This is a genomic window from Pseudomonas coronafaciens pv. oryzae str. 1_6, assembly GCF_000156995.2.
GTDB lineage: Bacteria > Pseudomonadota > Gammaproteobacteria > Pseudomonadales > Pseudomonadaceae > Aquipseudomonas > Aquipseudomonas tremae.
Window position 1 is genome coordinate 1,712,097 of the sequence record NZ_CP046035.1, and the last position, 15,384, is coordinate 1,727,480.

The following is a 15,384-nucleotide window of genomic DNA, read 5'->3' on the forward strand; positions in this document are numbered from 1 at the left end:
TTCTTCAGCGAAAGGGCATTTCATCGCCAATACAGGAAATAACTGTCAGTTTTAGCGTTGAATCTGTATTTTGGCCGCCAATTTCTGTTCGGATGTGATTCTCGTCTATCGCATACTCAAGAGCCTTCCTGGATGCCGGCATGTTCTTCAAGCGTCACCCCGCCGAAGTTGCTTGACGCACTTCGCGCTGAAACGAAACAGCTGCACGTTCGACTCGAAAAACGCATGCCGTTTTTTTCACCGGTTCTGAACCACGCTCTTTACCTTCGTTTACTCCAGGCTTACTACGGCTTTTATGCACCTCTCGAAGTGGCACTTCATGACAGTGGTCTGGTGCCCTGTGCGCTCTCCCCGGATGAGCGGATCAAAACGAAAGTGCTGGTGAAGGACTTGCGAGCACTGGAGATGTCCGAACATCAGATCGGACAACTTCCGCATTGCATGCAACTGCCCGTCATCGATTCGCCCGGTGCCTGCCTGGGGGTCATGTATGTGCTGGAAGGGGCAACGCTGGGCGGGCAAGTGCTGCGGCGCGAGATACTCAAGCGCATCGGGCTGGATGAACAGAGCGGGGCAGCTTTTCTCGACGTGTATGGTGTCCAGACAGGGCCGCGCTGGAAGGCTTTTTTGAACTACCTTGATAACGTACCGCGAGACGTTGTTTTTACAGAAGCGGCTGCCGTGGCAGCGCACTCCACATTTTCATGTTTCGAGCACTGGCTCGGCGGTCAAGAGGTACTGTTATGAGCCAACTCGACAAGGACTCTTTTGAAGTCCTATTGGCTAATTGCGCGGATGAGCCCATCCAGTTTCCGGGCGCCATCCAGCCTCATGGTGTGCTGTTCACTCTGACCGAACCCGAGCTGACGATCATGCAGGTCAGCGCTAACGTGCAGACAGTGCTGGGCCAGGCACCGGAACACCTGCTGGGCAAGTCGCTTGACTGTGTGCTTGGGTCTGGCTGGGCTGAAGTAATCAAAAGCGCAAGCGTCCATGATTCGTTCGCCGATGCGCCGCGCCTGCTGATGTCGGCCAATGGCGTCGAGTTCGAAGCCATGCTCCACCGCAGTCAGAACGTTCTGGTGCTGGAGCTCGAAATTCAGGACAAGGCAACCCAGGCAGTCAGTTATTCCGAGCGCACCGGCAACATGGGCCGCATGCTGCGTCAGTTGCATGCAGCCAGCGACTTGCAGACGCTTTACGAAGTCAGCGTTCGCGAAATTCAGAAGATGACCGGTTATGACCGGGTGTTGATCTATCGTTTCGAAGAGGAAGGCCACGGTCAGGTCATTGCTGAAGCGTCGGCGCCTTCGATGGAATTGTTCAACGGCCTGTTTTTCCCGGCTTCGGATATTCCCGAGCAGGCGCGCGAACTGTATCGCCGCAATTGGCTGCGCATCATTCCGGACGCCGATTACACGCCTGTGCCTCTGGTGCCGCAACTGCGCCCGGACACCAAAACACAGCTCGACCTGAGTTTCTCGACGCTGCGCAGTGTTTCTCCGATTCACTGCCAATACATGAAAAACATGGGCGTTCTGTCTTCAATGAGTGTTTCGTTGATTCAGGGCGGCAAGCTGTGGGGGCTGATCAGCTGCGGGCATCGCACGCCGCTGTACGTGTCTCACGAACTGCGCAGTGCATGCCAGGCGATTGGCCAGGTGTTGTCGCTGCAGATCAGCGCCATGGAAGCGTTAGAAGTCAGCCGCCAGCGCGAGACCAAGGTTCAGACCCTGCAACAACTGCATCAACTGATGGCGACATCCGGCGCAGAAGTGTTCGATGGGCTGGCACAGCAGCCGCAGCTGTTGATGGATCTGGTAGGTGCTACGGGCGTAGCGATCATCGAGGACCGTCATACGCATTGTTTCGGTAACTGCCCGGAGCCTGCCGATGTGCGGGCGTTGCATGCCTGGATGATGTCGAGCGGCGAGCCTGTATATGCCAGTCATCATCTCTCTAGTGTCTATGCGCCCGCCGAGGTTTACCAGCCAGTTGCCAGTGGCGTATTGGCCATGAGCCTGCCCAAACCGGTGGACAACGGGGTCATCTGGTTTCGTCCCGAGGTCAAGGAGACGGTGCAGTGGAGCGGAGATCCGGAAAAGCCGTTGAACATGGAAAGTTCGGATACCGGCATGCGTCTTCGGCCCCGCACTTCGTTTGAAATCTGGAAGGTCGAGATGACCGGGATTGCTGCAAAGTGGAGTCATGGTGATGTATTTGCGGCTAAAGACCTGCGCCGCTCTGCGCTGGAAAATGACCTCGCCAGGCAGGTGAGCAAGGAGCAACAGGCCGTTCGTGCCCGCGATGAGCTGGTAGCGGTCGTTTCCCATGACCTGCGCAACCCGATGACGGTCATTTCAATGCTCTGCGGGATGATGCAGAAATCGTTCAGCTCTGATGGTCCACACACCTCGCGTCGCATTTCCACGGCCATCGACACCATGCAGCAGGCCGCCAGCCGGATGAACGTGTTGCTTGAGGATTTGCTCGACACCTCGAAAATCGAAGCCGGCCGCTACACCATCACCCCACAACCGCTGGAAGTCAGCCAGATATTCGAAGAGGCCTACACGCTGCTTGCGCCGCTGGCGATGGACAAGTCCATCGAGATTTCCTTCAGCGCCGAACCGGATATCAAGGTCAACGCAGACCCGGAGCGTTTGTTCCAGGTGCTGTCTAATCTGATTGGCAATGCCATCAAGTTCACCCCGAAGCAGGGCAGGATCGGCGTAGCGGCGATGTCCAACGGCAGCGAGATCGTGTTCACCGTCATTGACTCCGGTGAAGGCATTCCGCCTGAGCAACTGCCACATATTTTCGAGCGCTACTGGACAGTCAAGGAAGGTAACCCGACCGGCACTGGCCTCGGTTTGTACATCTCCCAAGGCATCATCAAGGCCCACGGCGGCGAGCTGGCGGCACACAGCCAGATCGGGCAGGGCAGCGAATTCCGCTTTACAGTGCCGATCGCGCATTGATTGCCTGACAGGGCCTGAGTGATGAGTTGATCACTCAGGCCTTGTCATCAACCTACGATGGCTACTTCCAGTTCGAGGCTTTCTCGGTGTACTCCGTACTTTCGGGAAGTACCTCGTGGAGAAACGCCAGGTATTTGTTCATCAATTCCTTACTGGGAAAGCGGGCAGGGAATCCTGTGGTGACGTCGTCGCAGTGAATGATGATCATTAACCGCTTGTGATCAATCGTCACAAACTCATGCAGGTGCCAAGGGGCGGTTTGTCGATGGTGGACGGGGTTTTCCCAATTCAGCAGCTTGACGGCTGCGATAACGGCCATCGCTACCGGGCCGATCAGGAAGAGCAGTGATCCGGTGAGAAGGGCGATGAAAACGAATATCAGGATGACGGATATGGCGATGCCCTTAAAGAAACTTGAGGCAAAGTCTGGGTAGTGGAAGTAATACTCGAGCGTAGCGCCGTCGGTTTTCAGGGTGTAGTTGTAGATGGTTTTTTGGCGGATGAGCAGGCCTATAAAGTAGGCAAGATGGCCTCCAAGTGCAAGTATTACGCAAACGAGAGAGGACGGGCTGTCTGAAAACATTACCCAGCCTAACCAAATAAAAAGTGAGCTTGCCATTACATGGAAGGCGGTAAACCCAAGCTGCGTGATCATGATTTCTTTAGGTGATCTCGCTAAGGTTTTTATTTTCCAGTTTAGGATGTCTTTGCCTTTCGGCAGATTCAGAGCTTTTTCTAGCTGTGTCATACAGGTGTGCCCTCTGCGACTTCCAGGGGCAGAGCGCCGATCCTGCTTGATGCCTTTACCTCGAGTTCCACAGCAGCCAGGCCGTCAATAGACGTATCGCCTCGTATACCAAGCTCCATCTGAAACAGATAGCTTCTATCGTCTCCGCCAGGATTTAAAAGATTGGCCGGGTACCAGAGTTGCAGCTCAAGGTACGTTGCGTCCTTGTCGAGCGGCACCCAGGTTTCCCAGATGAGGTCTTCGTTTTCAGGTGGCATGCGGGGGTAGGTAAAGTCTTCACTCGCCTTGCCAGCAGGCTTGTTGGTAAGCATCCCGAACTGTTCGGTGTTCCTGAATTGCCCGCGGTCCAAAAAAGCTTCATATATTGGCTGGTTTATTTTTTTTACAGTCAGCACGTCCAATGGTCGCTTGCTGCTGATGACATTGAAATGCACGGTCTGCCCGCGTAACACGTTTGGCAATCGCACTTGTACTCCAGCACCATTTTGTACCGCGACGCTGTAATAATCGCCTTTGCCAAGATAACGGTTTTCATAATTCACGGTGCTTTTTACATGGACCTGCGGAGATAATTGAATTTCCATCAACGCGCGCACTTCTTCATGCTCGCCATCGGCAGTCTCGGCGTAGCGATAGTTCGCGGTATTGGACCAACAGCACTTGCGTAGCCACCAGCCAACACTATCTTGCTTGAAGTAATTAAGGGCCATCGTAGCAAGGAAATAGATAAAGCCCGTTGCGAACAGAGCTACGCTGAACCATGGATTCATCGCGATTATCGCAAAAGCGCTAGCGGGGAAAAAACCTGCGAACAATTGGGCTGCAGAACCTAATCCCATCATTAATACGGAAGACCACTTTACACGAAGTCCATATTCTTCCTCTGACGTTTTTGCTGCGTAAAAATCATCTGCAACATCAAATAGTTCAAGCGTAACCGCCGCTAGCCCAAACCCACCCATCGCAACCATCGAGCCCCTGAACCCGCGTATAGCATCACCCCAAACTGCGTTACCCTGTGCTTTCCAATAAGCTGCCGACTTATCAAGAATGCCCACGTCATACCCGCCAATAACCAGTGGCTTTGCCGTGCTGATAATCGCCCACGGCGCTTCAACAAACACCGCCATCAACAGATTGAAGCTGTAGCCCAATCCATACGTCACCTTGCCGATGTCCTTGGTACTGAAATCCCCATCCCGGGTAAGGTCCCGATAGAGGAAGGCGGTATTGATCAGGTTGAGCATGACCACGCCCCAGGTGATCGTGCCTGCCGTGCCGCCAAGTCGGTCGGTCCAGCCTTTGGCGCGGGCGAGCCAGTCCTTGGTCAGGGTTTTGCCGGACTGGAAGTACTGACGAATTTCGTCCTGCAATTGCTTTGCATACTGATTGTTCTGGAAGTCGAGCAGGGCGGGCATGCTTAGTTCGTGCAGACGAAGTTTCTGAATATGGGCGTGCAGGTTGCGGGAGGTGCTTTGCCGTGTGTTGTAAGCCGTTGGATAGAGCCAGCTGCGCCGGATATCGTTGATCTGCCTATTGAGCACTTGCCATTCGCGTACCCACTGTTTGAACTTTATGAGCATCTGCTGGTTGATCGCGATACGCGCAGGCGAGTCGAGCAGGATCTGGCCGATCAACAGTGTGCGAATCAACGCGACAATGTTCTGCTGCTTGCCAAGGGCCATGTGACTGTCGATGGGCACCCAGGCCAGCAAGATGCTTTCGAGTGTCGCCTTGCCTGCACCGCTGGCCAGTTCGCCGAGAGCCTTGAAGGTGTCCTGGACAGGCTGTTTCAGTGCCTTCATCCACGGTTTGTCGGCAAAACCCTGATGGTTGAGCGCGCCATTGAGTTCGCCAATACGAGTGGCGAGGTTGGTGACGTCGCCAAGGCCATTGATCAGCGCATCGGCTTCCTCATGCAGAGCCTGTTTGAGCGCGGCTGAAAAACCATAGCGCAGGGTGCCAAACAGGCTGTTGGTGTTGATTTCCTGCTCGGCAAGCCAGGCGCTGGCTGCGCTGTCTTGAGCGTATATGATCTGCAGGTTGAGCATGGTCGTCTGCAAATACAGCAGGGCTTCCGGGTTGGTGGTGTCGATGAACAGCTTGAGTGGTTCTGTACCTATGTGTGTCGACCACAGGCGGAAATCGCTTTGCGTGTCGCGCACTTGTTGCCGGAGCCTGTCTCGGGTTGGAAGATGCTGCAAAAGGTACTCACGCGCACCTGTCAGATCGACTTCGCGACGCCATTTGTGACGATCTTTCCAGACCTGCGCACCCTCTTCAGTAGGGTTACTGCCGTAACGCGCTTTAATCGACTTGCGCATATCCGGGCTCTTGAAAACATCCGGCAAAAACAGCAAGCCTCCGGGGACGGTGTTGCTGCCTATCTGTGCTGCTTCAAAATCACACTGTTCAAAGTAGGCTTCTAGCTCGCTCAGGTACTGATGCGTTCGTAGCGTATTGTCGCGCACCGAGGCAGGCAGTTTATCCGTTTCACTCTCTGCGCCGCACAGGGTGGCGACGGTCTGGGCGATCTGGATCTTGTGTTCGTGTTCGCTTTGCCAATCCCGAAGCGCCGCCTGATCGGCTGCCAGCTGCATGCCCAGATCGTTGAAAACGGCCAGAGGGTCATCAAGGGCGATGACCAAGGCGCTGTCCTGATCGTCAACGCTGCCTTGCCAGAAGACGTCAGCCCCCAATGGGGCCCATGACGGTTGTGCGTCTGGGTCTTCTGACAATGGGCGGGCAGTGGGGACCGACGTATCTGCAAAACGTCCATCGTCAATCACGTGGCCCAGGTCGATATCCGCCACGGCCTCTGCGATGCGGTCCAGCGGCAAGGTATCGGGCTCGGCCATGCTGGTGCAGTAGCGGGCCAGGTCCAGCGCTTTCATCCACAAGGCGCGGCTTGGGGCATTGGAGCGCATGTGTTCGCAGAGACGCCATGTCCACTGGATGGGGGAGAAAGCAATGTGCAGCGTGTTGCGGCGCGGGTAGAAGAGGAAGGGTTTACCGTCGCTGGCGCCGTTTCGCTGGTCATTGCCGATCTGTGCCTCGGCCCAGACAATACGGCTCAGTTGACCGCTCAGGGCTGAAGCCGCGTATTCGTGCAGCGTGTCGGCGGTTTCGTCGAACACGTAGACATAGCCGTCGTACAGTTGGCGCAGGGTATGGCTGCGCGTTTTCAACGGCGGCTGGCGGGCCCACTTGCCGTCTTTCGGCAGCGGCTTCAGTTGACCGGGCGCGACGTCATACCGCGAGCGATCCAGCGCATAACGCACTGGCACGATGGCGACGTTGGGCCCGCGGAACGGGCACAGGCTGGTGGCCGTAGCCGGTGTCCTGGCGAAACAGGCCGCACGTCGTTGCTGGCGTGTGCCGTTTTTATCGGTCATGCGGAAAACTCTCTGTGCAGCGGGTCGTTCACCCGCCTACTGAAAGAGCTGCATACCAAGAACTGTGCCGATAATATTTTTATCGTTTTAAAACAAGGTCATAGGCTGAAAGAAACAAAGACAAGCTCAATACTCTCGGTAAAAAGAGCTAAATAGTGCGCAGGCTTTTGCACTTACCTGCGCAAGCTCGTTTACGCACTGTCGGGCTTTTATATAAGCCTTGGTCGGTCTGACCGGCCACGTGGTGCGCAAAAGTTTGCGCATCACAGGTTTTTTGAGACAAGCGTAAAGTGAGCAAAGCCAGGCATAAGGCCTGGCCAAACAGGAGGGTGGCGCTAAAACTCAGCTTGCCGAAGTCACCTTACCCGCCGATGTGCGACTGACCCGCAAGGCCACTATGCCGCCGACGATGATCAGCGCAGCCAGTGAGTACAGCGCCAGGGTGGTCGAGCCGGTCTGATCCTTGATCCAGCCCACCAGATACGGGCTGAGAAAGCCTGCCATCTGGCCGATCGAGTTGATCAGCGCCAGGCCGCCTGCGGCGACGCTGGCGCTCAGCAGCGCGGTTGGCAACGGCCAGAACATTGGCAGGCTGGTCAGGGCGCCAATGGTGGCGATGGTCAGGCCGAGGATGGCGATGACAGGCACAGTCGCGAAGTTGGCGGCGATGATCAGGCCAGTTGCGCCCATCAGCATCGGCACCACCAAATGCCAGCGGCGCTCATTGCGCAGGTCGGCGGAGCGGCCGACCAGCAGCATGAAAACGCCTGCCATCAGATACGGCACGGCGCTGATCCAGCCGATCACCAGCGCGTCGCTGAAGCCCAGATTTTTGATGATCGACGGCAGCCAGAAATTGATCGCGTAGACACCGCTCTGAATGCAGAAATAGATAAACCCGAGAATCCATATGAACGGCATGGTCAGCACCGAAGCCACCGAGCTTGTGCCTTGTACCGGGCGGCTGAGTTCATCGTGGGTGATGTCGGCCTTTACCCGCTGGCGCTGGTCCGGTGTCAGCCAGCGAGCGTCTTCGACCTTGTCACACAGCAGGAAAAAGGCCAGCACGCCGAGTGCCACTGTCGGCAGGCCCTGAATCAGAAACATCCACTGCCAACCTGCCATACCGCCTTGGCCTGCAGCGAAATGATTGAGGATCCATCCGGAAAACGGGCCGCCCAGCAGGCCGGATACCGGGATTGCCGACATGAACAGCGCCATGATCCGCCCGCGACGCTGGTTCGGGTACCAGCGCGACAGGTACAGCACGATGCCGGGGAAGAAGCCGGCTTCTGCCATGCCGGTCAGAAAGCGCAGCACGTAGAACTCGACCGGTGTGGTGACGAACAGCAGACAGGTCGAGAAAATGCCCCAGGTGATCATCATCAAACCGATCCAGCGACGCGGCCCGAAGCGGTTCAGCGCCAGGTTGCTGGGCAAGCCACACAACACGTAGCCGATGAAAAAGATCCCCGCGCCCAGGCCATAGATCGTCTCGCTGAAACTCAGCGCGTCGAGCATTTGCAGCTTGGCGAAGCCGACGTTCACGCGGTCCAGGTAGTTGAACAGGTAGCAGATGAAGATAAACGGGATGAGGCGCAGGGTAATGCGACGGTAGACATGATTGCCTTCAACGTCGCCCGCCTTGTGGTTTGAAACAGGGGTCATGGCGCGTGGTCCTTGTGCGTTTTGTTTTTAGGGGAGTTGCCGGGTGCACACCTGATCATAAGGTGCGGATGGCGAAAACGCTTCGGGGTTTTGCATGCCTGTGCGAGGCATGCGTTGTGTCATTGCACAATGCCCGGGGGCTCACGCTGTGGCGAGCGTCGGGCCTTGTTGGGCCGGATGACCGGCTTTTTGAAGATTTGTCATGGAACCAGTCGAATGGTTCGAACCACTGAGGGGCATTTGCAACGCGCTTCCTGAGCGTAGTTGCCTGGCGTTGTTTGCATGCGGTTAATACAAAAATGCCGGTTCTTCCACGTTTGTACGGGCTGTTTTAGATGGCAGGGCAGTACTGTTTTAATTTTTAACGCAAGGCGCAGCTATTAAGCGTGCCTTTTTAATCTTACAGGGAGGTGCACCATGCGCGATGGGCAATGATGTGTTCTGCGCCCAAGAGTTGAAGCCTGAGTCAGTGAGCCGCTTTCGAAAATAACGGATGTCGTACGTCGTCTTCGCTGTCGACCTGTTTTGCTGTGCGACGTTCGAGTACCCTGAATAAGTCGTCAAGGATAGCCATGCTATTTCAAAAAGAAGAACCTCCTTTCTTTTCCGATACTCAAAGCCCCGTGGAAGTCTATACCGAGTGGGACCCGCTCGAAGAAGTCATCGTTGGCATCATGGACGATATTCGTGTGCCAGAGTGGGACACCGGTTTAAAAGCCATCATCCCCCAAGAGTCCAGTGACTTTTTTCAAACGTACTCCGGGCGACGGTTTCCGGAGGAGTTGCTTGTCAAAGCCAGGCAGGAAGTGAATACCCTGGCCCAGATTCTGGAAGCCGAAGGCATCAGGGTAAGAAGGCCGAACGAGACGAATCACCATCAGCCTATCATGACGCCCCACTTTACCACTGGCGGCACTTTCTATTCCGCCATGCCGAGAGACTGTCTTTTTGCAATCGGCAAGAAGATTATCGAAGTGCCCATGGCCTGGCGCAGCCGCTACTTTGAAACTTTCGCGTTCCGCGACATATTGAATGACTATTTCACTCGAGGTGCCGAGTGGATCTCCGCGCCCAAACCGATGCTGACGGATGCGGTGTGGAAAACGGATTACGACTTTGAACAGGACATTCCGTTTAATTCCATTATCACGGAAGTCGAACCGCTGTTTGATGCCGCCGACTTCATGAAAATGGGGCGCGACATTATCGGGCAGCGGAGTCACGTGACCAATAATAAAGGGATTGAATGGCTGCGCAGAACACTGGGGCCGGAGTACCATATTCACATTTATGAGTTCGAAGAACCGGGGCCCATGCACATCGACACGACGATATTGCCATTGGCGCCGGGTCGTGTACTTATTAACAAAGGTTGGGTGCCACAGATTCCCGATATTTTCAAAGACTGGGAAATTCTGAATCCACCGCCCTCTACGCTGCCAGATGATCATCCGCTATACATCACGTCCAAGTGGATTCACACCAACGTGCTCATGCTGGATGAAAGGACCGTCGTTGTTGAAAAAGACGAGGACGCGCTGATCAGTGCATTTCAGAAGTGGGGTTTCAAAACCATCCTCTGTCCGTTTAAACATTTCCAGACATTCGGCGGTTCTTTTCACTGCGCCACGCTGGATGTAAAACGCAGCGGCAGTCTGAAGCGTTATATCTGACGGTTGTGTGCCGCTTCCCCTGTTCCCCAGCGTGCAGGGGAGGCGTACGTTTAACCAGGCGCCGGGTACCCAACCCAGGCTCTGCCACATCAGCAGTTTAAGGGGATTCGAGCAATCGAATTACCGCGACGGGGCGTTGAAATGCATCACAACAGAACAGTACTGATCGTCTCTTCCGAGTTGAACGTTGCACTGACAATAGACAACATCAAGGCGGTGTATGACCTGAGCGACTGGCAATTTGTTTTTTTGCTGGAAGATTATCTGGGCGTGGCAAGCGAGGCGTTGAAATGCTCCGGAACATTCATCGTATCTGATTTTTCCGTTTCAGCCGAGGTAGAGGCCGCACTGGATAACATTGCCCGGTACTGCAGTGTTTCCGTTGCTGTCCCTTTCGATGAGTTCTCTCTTTACGTCGCGGCATCGGCCAATGACCGTTGGGCGCTGCCTGGCATAACTCGCCAGAATGCGCGGAAGTTTCGTGATAAAAAAAGAATGAAAGAGATCGCCCAGCAGGCCGGCATCCTGACGGCAAAAGAGATCACGCTGGATGAAATCAAAAGCGGGCAGGTCGCGTTTCCTGTGGTTGTCAAACCGCGCTCTCTGGCGGGGTCTGAGGGCGTCCAGATACTCTCTGATGCAACGCAGCTTCATGAGATGGATGTCGATTGGTACGCCGAATACCAAGACATGAATGAACGTCAATATTTTATTGAACAGTATAATCCCAATACCATTTACCATATTGATTGTGTGGTGCTGAACGGCGTGATGTCGTTCATCTCGGTCGGCGAATATTTGGGTAAACCCCTGGATTTTCAGCACGAAAAACCCGTCGGCGTATTGTCTGTCACCGATGAGATGATCGAGCACACCTGGCGGCATTTTACTGAATCGGTACTCACTGCATTCAATGCGCCAGATGGCGTGTATCACATCGAAGCGTTTGCGGACGCAGGTGCAGGTGCAGAACTTCTGGAGATTGCCTATCGTCCAGGTGGAGCAGCCATTGTCGAGATGATCGAGATGGTCTATGGGCTGGACCTGCAGTTTATTCATGTTGCGGCGCAGATGGGTCTGAATCCGCCGCTCAATATCCAGCGCAACGCGCAAGCCTTCGGCTATATGACCTTTCCGAAAAAACATCTCTCCGCTGAAGCGCTTTACGTCACTCAGATTTCCTTGCCTCCTCTCGAAAACATGCCCACCTTGAGAACTCACGCCGTACCGACTCTGGGTGGCATCGCATCGGGAAAATTCTACTGTTACAAGGATTCGCTGGGGTCTTTCGTATTTTGTGGGGATCGCGACCTTGTCTCACGGGACGTGCGTTACCTGAACGAACATTATTCGGTACAGGTTGCGGCTGAAAAACAGCCCTCTGCCCAATAATGACAACCACTTTCAGAAGGGCTGCCAGTTGATCGACATACGTAAGCCAAACACTATTCTGATCGTTTCCTCCGAGCTGGATGTCAGCGAGGTAGTTGCCAGAATCAGGAGCCGTTACCCGATCCCTGCGTGGACGTTCATCTACCTTCTGGAGGATCTTCTGGGTCAGGCTGGAGAGGAGCTGAAGCGCGATGGCAACTTTGTGGTCCGGGACTTTGCCGTTCACGAAGACGTCGAAAAAGTATTCAGTCAGATCACAAACACCTATTCCGTAACGGCCGTCATTCCGAATGATGAGTTTGCCGTATACATCGCTGCGTGGGCCAATGACTATTGGCAGTTGCCTGGGTTGACGTTCGACATGGCGACACGATTTCGTGATAAAAAACGAATGAAGCACATTGCCCAGACATTCGATATCCCGACAGCAAGAGAAATCACCGTGGATGACATTAGCCGCGGGGCAGTGACCTTTCCGGTCATCCTCAAGCCTCGGTCCATGGCGGGCGCTGTCGGGGTCAAAATCATTACTGAGGCTCAGCAACTTTTCGAGGCATATTCCCCTGCTAGTGATGACTATCAGGACATGAACGAACACCAGTATCTGATCGAAACTTACAACCCGCAGCCTCTTTATCAGTTGGACGCGGTCGTTCTGAAAGGGCAGTTGGCATTCCTTGCGGCGGGAGAGTACCTGGGTAAACCCATCGACTATCTCGCCGAATGCCCGCTGGGTTATTTTTCACTTGCCGAAGAAGATATCCAGCACCTCTGGCGGCCCTTCATCGAGCGTGTGTTGTCCGCTTTTGACGGGCCTGATGGTGTTTACCATATCGAAGCGTTTGGTGATGCTGGCAACGGCTTTGAATTGCTTGAAATTGCCTATCGGCCTGGTGGGGCTTCCACTGTCGATATGATAAAAATCGCTCATGGGATAGACCTGCGTTTCATTCACCTTGCCGTTCAGTTAGGGCTTGTCGATGCGCTACATGTTGAACGTGCGGGCGAGGCGTTCGGTTATATGACATTCCCCAAAAAACACCTCGCCAGAGAAAAACTTCACGTTACTCAGGTTCTACTGCCGAGCATTGAAACTCTGCCAACCCTGAAGATGAAGACTATTGCGCAAGTTGGCGATATCGCTTCAGGCGAGTTTTTCTGCCACAAGGATTGTCTGGGCGCCTTTGTATTCTGCGGAGATCGAGACAGCGTTGCTCGGGACTTGAAGCATATTGTGGACAGTTACAGTGTTCATACAGCGTCCGAGCTGTAAAGCGACGCCTTCGGTATCGGCATTAGGTTATGTGTCCGGTGCCCTCACTATTCAATCGCTTCATACGGCAAACCTACATAATTCTCGGCAATGGTCCTGCGTCCGGCTTCCGAGCCGACGTAGTAGTCCAGTTCGGTATGCTGAATGCGCTGGCTGAAGGCGTCGGTGCCTGGGAAGTTGTGCAGCACCGAGGTCATCCACCAGGAAAAGCGCTCGGCTTTCCAGACGCGGCGCAGGCAGATCTGCGAGTACTTTTCCAGCAGGTCGGTGCGGCCTTCGCGATAGACCTTGAGCAGGATCCGGTACAGCGTGCTGACGTCACTGGCCGCGAGGTTCAGGCCCTTTGCGCCGGTGGGCGGGACGATGTGTGCAGCGTCGCCGAGCAGGAACAGGCGGCCGTACTGCATGGGTTCCACCACAAAGCTGCGCAGCGGCGCGATACTTTTTTCAATGGACGGGCCGGTAACCAGGCGTTTTGCCAGGTGCGCGGGCAAACGGGCTTTCAATTCACCCCAGAAACGATCGTCCGACCAGTCTTCGACCTTCTCGTCAGCGCTGACCTGTACGTAATAACGGGTGCGAATGGCTGAGCGCATGCTGCACAAGGCAAAGCCGCGCGGGTGGTTGGCGTAAACCAGTTCTTCATTGACCGGCGGCGTGTCGGCCAGCACGCCGAGCCAGCCAAACGGGTAGACGCGCTCGAAGATTTTCAGTGCTTCAGACGGGATCGATTGTCGGGACACGCCGTGAAAACCGTCGCAGCCAGCAATGTAATCGCAGTCGAGGCGCACGGTCTCGCCGTCTTTCACAAAGGTCAGGTAAGGGCTGTCGGTCTTTGGGTCATGGACGTTGACGTCTGCTGCGTCATAAACCGTCATTGCCCCGATAGACGCGCGAGCAGCCATCAGGTCGCGGGTGACTTCGGTCTGGCCGTAGACCGTCACGGTTTTGCCACCGGCAAGGTTTTTCAGGTCGATGCGCTCGCAGCGACCGTCGAAGGCCAGCTCGAAGCCATCGTGAATAAGTCCTTCGGCGTCCATACGCTCGCTGACCCCGGCTTCACGCAGCAGGTCGGTCATGCCTTGCTCAAGCACGCCAGCGCGGATGCGCGAGAGGATATAGTCCGGGTTCTTGCGCTCGACGATCACGTTGTCGATGCCGGCACGCTGCAGCAGTTGGCCCAACAGCAGCCCGGAAGGACCTGAACCGATAATGGCAACCTGGGTTTTCATGGCGATAGTCCTGTCTATTGATCCCTGCCGGCGGTAACCAGCGGGATGTGATTGTTTTTGTCTCCTGCATTTTTAATGGATGCCATCGAGATAAGAAGGCAATATTCAGCGAATTATCTGGACTTTTCAGGGGTTCGGGCGAGGAGGGCGACATGGCCAGACCTGCTGTCACAGCGATACCGGTTTTCAAGCTTTACGGCGAAACCACGGCCTGGCCCACGCCCGACCTGATCCACTGCGAGTCGATACCCGAGCGCAGCAAGATGCACGAGTGGGAGATCAAACCGCACCGGCATGGCGATCTGGTCCAGTTGCTGTATGTGCAATCGGGCAAGGCGATGTTGAAGGTCGAGGACATGATCAGCGAGGTCCAGACGCCTTCGCTGCAAGTGGTGCCCGCATTGAGCGTCCACACTTTCAGGTTTGCCGAAGACATTCAGGGGCACATTCTCAGCTTGGCGCGACCGCTGGTAGAGCAGCTCGAGACGGCGCTCGACATCACTGCGATGAGCACGGCGCGTTGCTACTCCTTGGGCGCAGACAGCCATTATGTGGACACGCTGTTCAGCGCCATTGCGCGCGAATACCGGCAACCCGGAGCCGGTCGCGATTTGATGCTGCATTCGCTGATCAATGTACTGGTGGTATGGCTGAGCCGGCGCTGCAGCGCGCACGCTGGCGAAGAAACTCATTCGCTTGACCGTGGCCGCGAGCATCTACAGGCGTTCATGCATCAACTGGAGGCAAGCTTTCGCGAGCACTGGTCCATCGACCAGCACGCGCAGGCGATGGGCCTCAGCGCGGCTCATCTGAATGCGCTGTGTCGGCGCCTGTGCAACCAGTCAGCGTTGCAGATCATCAGCCAGCGGCTGCTGCTCGAGGCCAAGCGCAACCTGATCTACACCACCATGACCATCAATCAGGTGTCCGACAGCCTGGGGTTTTCCGAACCCGCCTATTTTTCGCGGTTCTTCAAGCGCGCTACTGGCCAATCGCCCCGAGAGTTTCGTCAGCAGAAATAG

At 55.3% G+C, this 15,384-nt stretch carries 10 protein-coding genes; 6 read left to right on the forward strand and 4 right to left on the reverse strand.

The window, feature by feature from the left end:
• Nucleotides 1–132 precede the first annotated feature (132 nt).
• Entirely contained in the window at nucleotides 133–747 is a 615-nt protein-coding gene (locus POR16_RS07755; RefSeq protein WP_005890010.1) for a biliverdin-producing heme oxygenase, read from the forward strand.
• Entirely contained in the window at nucleotides 744–2,981 is a 2,238-nt protein-coding gene (locus POR16_RS07760; protein WP_055003557.1) for an ATP-binding protein, read from the forward strand. Before POR16_RS07755 ends, POR16_RS07760 begins: the two co-directional genes overlap by 4 nt.
• Nucleotides 2,982–3,042: 61 nt before the next feature.
• On the opposite strand, the gene POR16_RS07765 is transcribed toward POR16_RS07760, so the two are convergent.
• The 3 genes from POR16_RS07765 to POR16_RS07775 form a co-directional block, all read right to left on the reverse strand.
• On the reverse strand, nucleotides 3,043–3,729 hold the full coding sequence (locus tag POR16_RS07765) for a hypothetical protein (protein WP_005890016.1): 687 nt from the start codon (nucleotides 3,727–3,729) through the stop codon (nucleotides 3,043–3,045).
• Nucleotides 3,726–7,124 carry a toxin VasX gene (locus POR16_RS07770; protein ID WP_154897049.1) on the reverse strand — a complete coding sequence of 1,133 codons (3,399 nt, stop codon included), beginning with the start codon at nucleotides 7,122–7,124 and terminating at the stop codon, nucleotides 3,726–3,728. The genes POR16_RS07765 and POR16_RS07770 overlap by 4 nt, the downstream gene beginning before the upstream one ends.
• 342 nt (nucleotides 7,125–7,466) lie before the next feature.
• The gene (locus tag POR16_RS07775) at nucleotides 7,467–8,792 is read right to left on the reverse strand and encodes an MFS transporter (protein WP_005890019.1); all 1,326 of its coding nucleotides are present in this window, start codon (nucleotides 8,790–8,792) and stop codon (nucleotides 7,467–7,469) included.
• Nucleotides 8,793–9,364: 572 nt separating this feature from the next.
• On the opposite strand from POR16_RS07775, the gene POR16_RS07780 reads away from it, so the two are divergent.
• The 3 genes from POR16_RS07780 to POR16_RS07790 all read left to right on the forward strand — a co-directional run bounded on the left by POR16_RS07780 (nucleotide 9,365) and on the right by POR16_RS07790 (nucleotide 13,130).
• The gene (locus tag POR16_RS07780; RefSeq protein WP_005890020.1) at nucleotides 9,365–10,465 is read left to right on the forward strand and encodes an amidinotransferase; all 1,101 of its coding nucleotides are present in this window, start codon (nucleotides 9,365–9,367) and stop codon (nucleotides 10,463–10,465) included.
• A 141-nt stretch (nucleotides 10,466–10,606) separates the two neighbouring features.
• Nucleotides 10,607–11,857, forward strand: coding sequence for an ATP-grasp domain-containing protein (locus POR16_RS07785; protein WP_005890021.1), 1,251 nt, complete (start codon nucleotides 10,607–10,609; stop codon nucleotides 11,855–11,857).
• A 31-nt stretch (nucleotides 11,858–11,888) separates the two neighbouring features.
• A complete protein-coding gene (locus tag POR16_RS07790) occupies nucleotides 11,889–13,130 on the forward strand; it encodes an ATP-grasp domain-containing protein (protein ID WP_024670761.1) in 1,242 nt (413 codons plus the stop codon).
• Between the two features lie 47 nt (nucleotides 13,131–13,177).
• Here the strand turns inward: POR16_RS07790 and pobA are convergent, their stop codons facing one another.
• Entirely contained in the window at nucleotides 13,178–14,362 is a 1,185-nt protein-coding gene (pobA, locus tag POR16_RS07795; RefSeq protein ID WP_005890023.1) for a 4-hydroxybenzoate 3-monooxygenase, read from the reverse strand.
• Nucleotides 14,363–14,514: 152 nt separating this feature from the next.
• On the opposite strand from pobA, the gene POR16_RS07800 reads away from it, so the two are divergent.
• Entirely contained in the window at nucleotides 14,515–15,384 is an 870-nt protein-coding gene (locus POR16_RS07800) for a helix-turn-helix domain-containing protein (protein WP_005890024.1), read from the forward strand.